General features: G+C 58.8%; 10 protein-coding genes. 9 read left to right on the forward strand and 1 reads right to left on the reverse strand.

Features of this window, described 5'->3' with window-relative positions:
- Both HMPREF3160_RS04105 and HMPREF3160_RS04110 read left to right on the forward strand, forming a co-directional pair.
- A partial coding sequence (locus HMPREF3160_RS04105; RefSeq protein ID WP_141739825.1) for an LPXTG cell wall anchor domain-containing protein occupies nucleotides 1–211 on the forward strand: 211 nt, incomplete at its 5' end.
- Nucleotides 212–383: 172 nt separating this feature from the next.
- On the forward strand, nucleotides 384–1,157 hold the full coding sequence (locus tag HMPREF3160_RS04110; protein ID WP_070507211.1) for a VOC family protein: 774 nt from the start codon (nucleotides 384–386) through the stop codon (nucleotides 1,155–1,157).
- 131 nt (nucleotides 1,158–1,288) lie between these two features.
- Here HMPREF3160_RS04110 and HMPREF3160_RS04115 read toward each other — a convergent pair whose 3' ends face one another.
- Nucleotides 1,289–1,831: a methylated-DNA--[protein]-cysteine S-methyltransferase gene (locus HMPREF3160_RS04115; protein ID WP_070507219.1), complete on the reverse strand. Its 543-nt coding sequence runs from the start codon at nucleotides 1,829–1,831 to the stop codon at nucleotides 1,289–1,291.
- A gap of 136 nt (nucleotides 1,832–1,967) precedes the next feature.
- Between HMPREF3160_RS04115 and HMPREF3160_RS04120 the strand changes: the two genes are divergently transcribed.
- The 7 genes from HMPREF3160_RS04120 (at nucleotide 1,968) to HMPREF3160_RS04150 (ending at nucleotide 6,928) form a co-directional block, all read left to right on the forward strand.
- Complete coding sequence (locus HMPREF3160_RS04120; protein WP_070507213.1) at nucleotides 1,968–2,945, forward strand: diaminopimelate dehydrogenase; 978 nt, start codon at nucleotides 1,968–1,970, stop codon at nucleotides 2,943–2,945.
- Nucleotides 2,945–3,379: an FHA domain-containing protein gene (locus HMPREF3160_RS04125; RefSeq protein ID WP_070507215.1), complete on the forward strand. Its 435-nt coding sequence runs from the start codon at nucleotides 2,945–2,947 to the stop codon at nucleotides 3,377–3,379. The genes HMPREF3160_RS04120 and HMPREF3160_RS04125 overlap by 1 nt, the downstream gene beginning before the upstream one ends.
- Nucleotides 3,380–3,429: 50 nt before the next feature.
- Nucleotides 3,430–4,281: a hypothetical protein gene (locus HMPREF3160_RS04130; RefSeq protein WP_070507217.1), complete on the forward strand. Its 852-nt coding sequence runs from the start codon at nucleotides 3,430–3,432 to the stop codon at nucleotides 4,279–4,281.
- Nucleotides 4,282–4,365: 84 nt separating this feature from the next.
- A complete protein-coding gene (locus tag HMPREF3160_RS04135) occupies nucleotides 4,366–4,818 on the forward strand; it encodes an FHA domain-containing protein (protein WP_070490934.1) in 453 nt (150 codons plus the stop codon).
- 26 nt (nucleotides 4,819–4,844) lie between these two features.
- Nucleotides 4,845–5,615 carry a transcriptional regulator FtsR gene (locus tag HMPREF3160_RS04140; RefSeq protein ID WP_070507218.1) on the forward strand — a complete coding sequence of 257 codons (771 nt, stop codon included), beginning with the start codon at nucleotides 4,845–4,847 and terminating at the stop codon, nucleotides 5,613–5,615.
- A gap of 26 nt (nucleotides 5,616–5,641) precedes the next feature.
- Complete coding sequence (locus tag HMPREF3160_RS04145) at nucleotides 5,642–6,136, forward strand: bifunctional nuclease family protein (RefSeq protein ID WP_052048660.1); 495 nt, start codon at nucleotides 5,642–5,644, stop codon at nucleotides 6,134–6,136.
- Nucleotides 6,137–6,394: 258 nt separating this feature from the next.
- A complete protein-coding gene (locus tag HMPREF3160_RS04150) occupies nucleotides 6,395–6,928 on the forward strand; it encodes a MerR family transcriptional regulator (RefSeq protein WP_083285409.1) in 534 nt (177 codons plus the stop codon).
- Nucleotides 6,929–7,054: the final 126 nt, after the last annotated feature.

The following is a 7,054-nucleotide window of genomic DNA, read 5'->3' on the forward strand; positions in this document are numbered from 1 at the left end:
AGAACCTTCTGAGGAGCCAACCCCAGAGCCATCTGAGTCTGAGACTCCAGCTCCAGAGCCAACCGAAACCGATACTCCGGAAGAGCCAGGCAAGAAGCCAGGTCTCGCATCAACCGGTGTCGAGAATGTCGCTGTAGGCCTCGGCGTAGCACTTCTGCTCGCTGCTGGTGGCGCAACGCTTCTCGTAGTACGTAAGCGGAAGAACGGCTAATGATGCTGTAACTGCTTGAGCATAATGTTCAAGCACAGCGAAGTGCCCTCGCAGGTCAAACCGACCGGCGGGGGCACTTCCTCTTAACGTGTCCCACTTCACTGGGGTGAAAGGATAGGCTCGGAGTAGGAAGTACAGAATGTGTTCAACCTGATCCAAGGAAGGTGATGACATGGAGATTGGTCGCTTTATCGAAGGGCAACCATGCTGGCTCGAACTCCGGACATCTGTTAGGCGCGAAGCCCTCGACTTCTACACGGGCCTACTCGAATGGCAATACGAAGACCGTGAGGGACTCACCACCGCGTTGATCCGCGGCCGCGCCGTCGCCTCAATCGTCGACAAAGTGGATGAGTCCCGTCCGGACGAATGGATCACCTACATCGCTGTAGCCTCCGTCGATGACGCAATCGAACGCGTCAAAGAAGCCGGCGGCGTCGTCCTCGAAGAAGCCCAGAACCGTCCAGGCATCGGCCGGGTCGCACTGGTGGCTGACAGCCCAGGTGAGCTCGCCGCAGTCATGGGCCTCTTGGAGATCGGCGAGCACCAAGGCTACGAGGTCTACTACAAGGCAGGCGCCCCGTACTGGCACGAACTCTACTCACGGAACTTCCCAGGCACCGTCAAATTCTTCCAAGACGTCTATAGCTGGAAAGTCCAAAACGTATCTGATGTCGTCGGCCACGAATACGTGACCCTGCAGGGCGAAGAGTCAGGCCCGGTAGCCGGCATCATGAACGCCTCGAAAGTCCTCAAAGACAACATCCCGGCAACCTGGCGTATCTACTGGGGTGTCGCTAACGCTGCAGCACAAATCGATGTAGTCGCCCACCTCGGCGGACGCGCCGCAAGCTTCCCAACCGAAACGAACATCGGCGCAGTCGCATCCGTGATCGACCCAGGCGGTGCACGCTTCCTGATCGGCTCCGGATACCCCGTGCTCTAGACAGACTGGAGACAAGCGGTTGTTGGTGCACACCCTCGTTGAGGATGTGCACCAACTGTTTTAACAGCACAGCCAGCAGGGCCTGCGCAGTGACGCCGTGTTTGCTGTAGCTGGTGGGTGTCTGCGCAGATTTAGCGGCCTGTGAGGCCCACGCTTTCCATCTGCAGCAGATGCTTCTTAGCTTGCTCGCCACCTAGGTATGCGCCGAGACGACCATCTGATCGGACCACACGATGACAAGGCAACAGTATCGGCAACGGATTGCTGGCACACGCGGTACCCGCGGCGCGTACCGCAGAGGCGTTACCGGCCGCCTCAGCTAGCTGCGCATACGTGAGCGTAGACCCGTAAGGAATCTGGGAGAGCGCCCGCTGGGCTCTAACCCGGAACCCATCGCCGTGCGGTCCATCCAGCGGGACATCGAACCCCTCCCGTTTGAGCATGAAATACTCATCGAGCTGCTTCACAGCCTCATCCGCCCACGCTTGAGCCTGCTCACGGTGCCCAGGCTCGGCCTCTAAAAGTAGGCTTTCTATCCCATCTTCTGCACACGAGGTAACGCGGTGCTTGAACTCGAGGCGAGCAATCCCTAAAGGCGTCGCTGAGACCACGAGCGTCCCGATGGCAGATGGAAGTTCAGCTACCGCGGCCACACCAAGCAACGGTTGAGACATGTTCATACTCCCGGGCTTTGTGATGCAGATGACGCCGTGCGTCGTCACATCAAGGACCAAATAAGTGTGTGGTTTTAGAATAGTTCGTCAGGTGAACCGCCATATGGCTTCACACAACATACGGAGGGCCCTCAAAATGGCTACAGAAACGCAACGAACTATCCGCACCGGCATCGTCGGCTACGGCAACCTCGGCCGCAGTGTTGAAAAGCTTATCCAGCAGCAACCCGACATGGAATTGGTCGGCATTTTCTCCCGCCGTGATTCCCTCGAAACCGAAACTCCAGTCTTCCCGGCAGCGCAAGCCTCCGAATACTCGGACCAGATCGATGTCCTGTTCTTGTGCCTCGGCTCCGCAACTGACATCCCGGAGCAAGCGCCCGGATTCGCCGAGAACTTCACCACGGTTGATACCTACGACAACCACACGTTGATCCCACAGCACCGCAAAGCCATGGATGAAGCCGCCAAGAAGGGCGGCAACGTCGCATTGATCAGCACAGGATGGGATCCGGGAATGTTCTCCCTCAACCGTACGATGGGGGAGGCATTCTTCCCGAAAGCCCAGCAGAACAGCTTCTGGGGAACCGGTTTATCGCAGGGGCACTCGGATGCGGTCCGCCGTGTAGAAGGCGTGAAGTATGGCGTCCAGTACACCGTTCCAGCAACGGACGCGATCGAAGCCGCCCGTGCAGGCGAAGGCGAGAACATCAACAAGTATGAGGCGCATGAGCGCCGCTGCTACATCGTCGCGGAGGAATCCGAGCATGAGCGGATCCGCGAGACCATCGTGACCATGCCGGATTACTTCGAGCCATACAAGACCGAAGTGAACTTCATCTCTGAAGAAGAGTTCCTACGTGACCACCAAGGAATGCCGCACGGCGGCCGCGTGATCACAACCGGTGACCTCGAAGGTAGCCGAGCCACCATCGAATATTCACTGGACCTGGAAGCCAATCCGGATTTCACCGCAGCAGTACAGGTCGCTTACGGCCGCGCGGCGGCACGCTTGGCTGCTGAAGGTCGCAAAGGAGCGGTCACGGTTCTTGAAGTTCCGCCATATCTGCTTTCGCCGACCTCCCTCGATGAGCTCGTAGAGCGAGACATCTAATGCCGCATCAACCTGAATCCGGCGGGGTGGACGTCACCACGCCGGAGATCCTGAACCGTGTTGCCCGCTCCCTGCCCGTGTGGGATCCACTACCGCCGGATAGCGCGTATGTTGAGTTGACCCACCCGGACGGTGCCCGCGTCCGTATCACAGCTGACGCGCTCATCGGCCGGCAACCCGGGGAGCACGCCGGGGAAGAAGGCGTGATCGGTGTGCCAGTTCAAGACCCGCACAAAAGTGTCTCCCGCGTGCACGCGAAGCTGTGGGTGACACCGTCCGCCCCGCCTTCAGTGAGCGATGCCGGGTCAGGAAACGGTACCCTTGTTCAACGCGGTGAGGACTATATTTCTGTTGAAGAGAACCCCGAACCGCTTGAAGATGGCGACATCATCTGGTTAGGTGACGTTGGATTGCGGACAACACTCCAGCATTAAACCTGCACGGTAGGAGCGGCACGGTAGAGAAACTCTACGGTAGAAAAACTATGGACCAGTACGAAACTGCCCACGGCGCCCGGCTCTGTGCCCACTACTTGCAGCGCGCCGTATCCGCGTGGCTCGCAGAGCCAGCTCCACACCAATGGATGGGGTTGCTTTCGGAGTTCTACGGGGCCTATGTGGCCGTGCCGGTCAACGAGTTCGGGCAACCGGTGACCTATGTTCATGAGGGTCAGCTCGCGGTTCCGGCGCACACCAGGCGCGAGGCGGTACCTGCGTGGTGTGCCAGAATCGGGTTGCAAGAAATCCCGGGTGTGAACATCATGCTCGGGGATGAACTACTGGAATACCTTGCTGCGCGGCATCCTGATCATTGCGTTGTATTAGACCCGCAAGAAGCGGGTATCGCTATCTACCCTGTTGATGAATACGTGGCAGGATATTCGCGTTTCGGCCGTCTCAAAGCGGCGCTACGTCGGGGCGAGGAAGGCTATCAACACCCGGCGGGGGAAGTGATCCAGGAGCTTCTCAAGCCTGGCGCCGAGATCGTGTATATGCTCAGTCCCGGCAGCGGGCTTCGGCCGGGGGAGCAGCCGTATCCGCAGTTGGTTAACAAACCAGCTGATGGCGTCGGTGTGGGCAACGGTGCCTCGGCGGGTGATGCCGCCGTGGCAGGCTATGCCGGCGCGCCGCCCGGCGGTGTTGTGGCTTGCCCCTTGTTCACATCGGCGCTTGAAGTGTTCCGTTTTCAGCCGCAAGCTGGAGCCGCTCAAACCAGTGTTGAATGGTTCCGCCGATACCTGCCAGCAGGCCTAGCGATCTGTATTGATCCGGCCGCTGACGGTAAGGTTATAGAACTTAGCGCCCAAGAATTGAACACAGCTGGTTTCTGGTTGTGACGCTGTGAAAGATAGTTGGGTCAAAGCAAACGCTCAGCATGCGATAAGGTTGTGACAGTTGTTAACACGAGTGAAGGAGTGGTCATGACTCAGGGCCAAGCGGATGGCCGCGGATATGGCGTGGAACCCTCCACCCAGACAACCTCAGTCGCCCTGCCACCAGTCAGCGACGAGGTCATTGCAAAATACCGTTTGTCTGAAGAAGAACGCCGTGCAGTAACGGCTCTTCCACAGGATTCAGCGCTACTGCTCTCCAACGAGGGTGAAGTCAAAGGCGCACGCTTCCTGCTGGATAAGGACGTGACCACGGTAGGACGCCGTCCGGATTCAGACATTTTCCTCGACGATGTCACCGTGTCCCGCAAGCACGCCGAATTCCGCCGGGAAGGCCGCGTGTTCCGTGTGGTTGACTCCTCGAGCCTCAACGGCACCTACGTCAACGGAGACCGCGTTGACGAAGTAGAGCTGCGTTCCGGTAGCGAGGTGCGCATCGGCAAGTACGTCTTGAAGTTCTACCAGCCACTTCCAGAGCAGTGACAAGACACAGAAGCCTTGACGTAGTTTTGGGTCGAAGCTCGGCTGCCGCGGCAGCGGCGCCGGCTACCGGCCCGAGCCGAGAACCTGCGCGCGCACCACGTAAAGGCGTCAAGAACATCGGCGATGTCCTAGCCATCCTGCAAGAAGATTTCCCGGCAGTGACGGCCTCGAAGATTCGCTTCCTCGAAGAAAAAGGCCTCATCACCCCGGCCCGCACCGCAGCCGGGTACCGCAAGTACACCTCCTCGGATGTTGAACGTCTGCGGTTTATCCTCGCGCTACAGAGGGATCAGTACCTTCCGTTGAAGGTCATCAAAGAACACCTCGATGCGGTCGATGCGGGGGAGAACCCGCAAGCTCTGCCTGGCGGAACTACGATCGCTCCACGCGTACTTGATGAGGTGGAAGCCGAACAGATCGCAGGCCACGTGCGCCCGCTCACGCGCGCCGAGTTGGCTGGCCGTGCAGGAGCATCGGTCGCTTTCGTCGATGAGCTGGTTGAGCTTGGCATGATCGCCGCCGGTGAGGATGAACTCTTCGGCTCGAACGCCTTACAAAGCGTCATTGCCGCGTTGCGTCTAGCCGAGTATGGTGTTCAGCCGCGTCACCTGCGCCTGGTCCGTACCGCCGCGGAACGAGAAGCCGCACTCATCGAATCAGTCGTGACTTCATCGCATCCGCGCCGCGACTCGACCTCCTCCGCGCGCGCCGCTGACCAAGCCGAGACGATGGCCGAGGCGCTATCAGTGCTTCACCGCGCGATGCTGCACAGCCGCATCGACCATTTCGACCGCTAGAGAACGCCCAACCAGGGAGTGTTTCTGTGACGTTAGAAGGTTATCGAGCCGTTTCTGTAGAGAACGCGTTGATCGAGTTGCCTTCGCAGCAACCCGTTGTGGTGATGCATGAAATCACTGGGGACCGGGTGTTTCCGTTGTGGATCGGCTCAGCTGAATTCGCGGTGATCTCCAACTTATTGGATGGAAGCCCCGCCAAACGCCCCCTCACGCACGACCTCCTGCTGGACATAGTCGATGCCCTGGATGCCAACATCTTGCGTGTGCGGATAGTGGACGTGGACGACATGACCTTCCACGCCCGGATCGACCTCGACAACGGCCGTGAAGTGGACTCCCGCGCATCCGACGCCGTGATACTAGGGTTGCAGCTGGACGTGCCGATCCTGATCACGAGCGAGCTTCTGGATCATGTAGGCGTAGTGCGCCCTGTGGACGAAGACCCCGGCGCAACTGAGGCTCAAGTTGAGGAATTCAAAGAATTCTTGGAAGGCCTCGACCCTTCGGATTTCAAGGATTGACCCGTCAGCTTTTAGAGATTGAACGCGACACGCCTTCAAGTTAAACATGAAGGTCTTTGACCACGGGGCATATTCGGCCTAGTTTCTTAACTAGAAGAGTCTCCTCTTTACGACCTTGTTGTCTCACATCACTCGCATCCGAGAACTGCAAGGTTTAGAGCCGACCCAGTTCTCGAAGATTTGAACGCAAGGAGAGCGTACGTGACTCGCGACGTAGACCACCCGGATGTAGGCCATGTGGCGCCCGGAAGCCAGGGAATGCTGTTCGATGACGACCTCCCTGTGTTAGATGAAGCTGCGGGGTACCGCGGACCTACCGCATGCAAAGCTGCTGGAATCACGTACCGCCAGCTGGACTATTGGGCTCGCACCGGGCTTGTTGAACCAACCGTGCAGACCGCCGCAGGATCCGGCTCGCAACGGCTCTACAGCTTCCGCGACGTGCTCGTTCTCAAGGTTGTGAAGCGTCTGCTGGATACCGGCGTGTCCCTCCAACAGATCCGCACTGCAGTCGCGACCCTGCGTGAACGCGGGGTAGACGACCTCGCGCAGATCACCCTTATGTCCGATGGCGCATCGGTTTATGAATGCACCTCAGCTGACGAGGTGATCGACTTGGTCCAGGGCGGACAAGGCGTATTCGGTATCGCTGTGGGGCGAGTGTGGCGCGAAGTTGAATCCTCGATCTCCGAGCTACCGGTTGATTATGCGCGCAACGAAGACAACCCAGCACCCGTTGCACACCCAGAGGACGAACTCGCACGCCACCGGGCACGCAAGTCCGCCTCCTGAACAGATACCCCAGCGGACTAGCCACGTAGCCTAACTGGCCTACCCTGCCACAGGTAAGGCAGAACAGAACTTAAACGGCTGTGGGGCTGAGACGAATTGTCGTCTCAGCCCCACAGCCGTTTAATG

This window comes from Arthrobacter sp. HMSC06H05 (assembly GCF_001807395.1).
GTDB lineage: Bacteria > Actinomycetota > Actinomycetes > Actinomycetales > Micrococcaceae > Pseudoglutamicibacter > Pseudoglutamicibacter albus.

What these genes read in the sequence shown, in the direction of transcription:
- HMPREF3160_RS04110 (WP_070507211.1), top strand. Translation starts at nt 384, where the DNA reads ATGGAGATTGGTCGCTTTATCGAAGGGCAACCATGCTGGCTCGAACTC.
- HMPREF3160_RS04115 (WP_070507219.1), bottom strand. Translation starts at nt 1,831, where the DNA reads ATGTCTCAACCGTTGCTTGGTGTGGCCGCGGTAGCTGAACTTCCATCT.
- HMPREF3160_RS04120 (WP_070507213.1), top strand. Translation starts at nt 1,968, where the DNA reads ATGGCTACAGAAACGCAACGAACTATCCGCACCGGCATCGTCGGCTAC.
- HMPREF3160_RS04125 (WP_070507215.1), top strand. Translation starts at nt 2,945, where the DNA reads ATGCCGCATCAACCTGAATCCGGCGGGGTGGACGTCACCACGCCGGAG.
- HMPREF3160_RS04130 (WP_070507217.1), top strand. Translation starts at nt 3,430, where the DNA reads ATGGACCAGTACGAAACTGCCCACGGCGCCCGGCTCTGTGCCCACTAC.
- HMPREF3160_RS04135 (WP_070490934.1), top strand. Translation starts at nt 4,366, where the DNA reads ATGACTCAGGGCCAAGCGGATGGCCGCGGATATGGCGTGGAACCCTCC.
- HMPREF3160_RS04150 (WP_083285409.1), top strand. Translation starts at nt 6,395, where the DNA reads ATGCTGTTCGATGACGACCTCCCTGTGTTAGATGAAGCTGCGGGGTAC.